We start from the raw sequence: 821 nt of genomic DNA on the forward strand, positions 1-821 counted from the left end.
ATCATATTACATAGTATTTTTATATTAGATTTATAATGTCTTTTCAAGATACAAATGCACAGCAAAGGTATAAAATATACCCATCTTTTAAAGCATCCTTTTTAATATGTGAATACTGGTAGAATAATACGCACAATCCGATAGTCCCGTCTTTCTGTTGTGAAATATTTTCACTATATGCTTTATCATAACCCTTGTAGGGATTGCCAAAAAGATATGCTGAACGTAATGTTTCTACTAATTTAACATATGTACCCAAATCACATTTCCGTATTATATTCCCATTTTTGTTAGGACTGAAATTAGATAATTGCTCGTATTCCTCTGCATAATCCAAAAGAAAACCAGTTGGCACTATTTTACGATTAATCTTAACGAACATCTTATTCAGTTGTTCTTTGATCGACAAATTATTTTGATACGAAGATTTTTGAGCATTTGCATCAGAAAAATAACTTGCAAATAAAATAACTATAACAAATATATAGGCATATCTATATGCATCTAATTTCACCAGCTTTTTAAGTATCTGTACCATAGAATCTTATTTTAAGTATTTTTATTTTTAGCATTATTATCTTAGCATCCAAGACCGATTAAAGCCTTATTGTTCCTTTAGCTATCTGAATAAGATATTCTGTCATAAATATATAAATTCATATTGTTTAAAACAAGAAAAACAAGTTTTTTTTTTCAAAAAAATGTATTTCCTTAGTATTTTCACTATATTTGCTGTATTATTTACTATATAGTCGTCCCTTAAAAACTATATTTCAGCATAAAGTTTGTATTGACAAGCTTTATGCTGATTCTTTTTATAA

The 821-nt window shown here is 27.0% G+C and carries 1 protein-coding gene; it reads right to left on the minus strand.

Annotation, left to right across the window (positions count from 1 at the left end; genetic code table 11):
• Positions 1–43 precede the first annotated feature (43 nt).
• Positions 44–538 carry a hypothetical protein gene (locus tag AC1DCD_RS10250; RefSeq protein ID WP_464641389.1) on the minus strand — a complete coding sequence of 165 codons (495 nt, stop codon included), beginning with the start codon at positions 536–538 and terminating at the stop codon, positions 44–46.
• Positions 539–821 lie beyond the last annotated feature (283 nt).

Source organism: Prevotella sp. C0209C1, assembly GCF_056583855.1.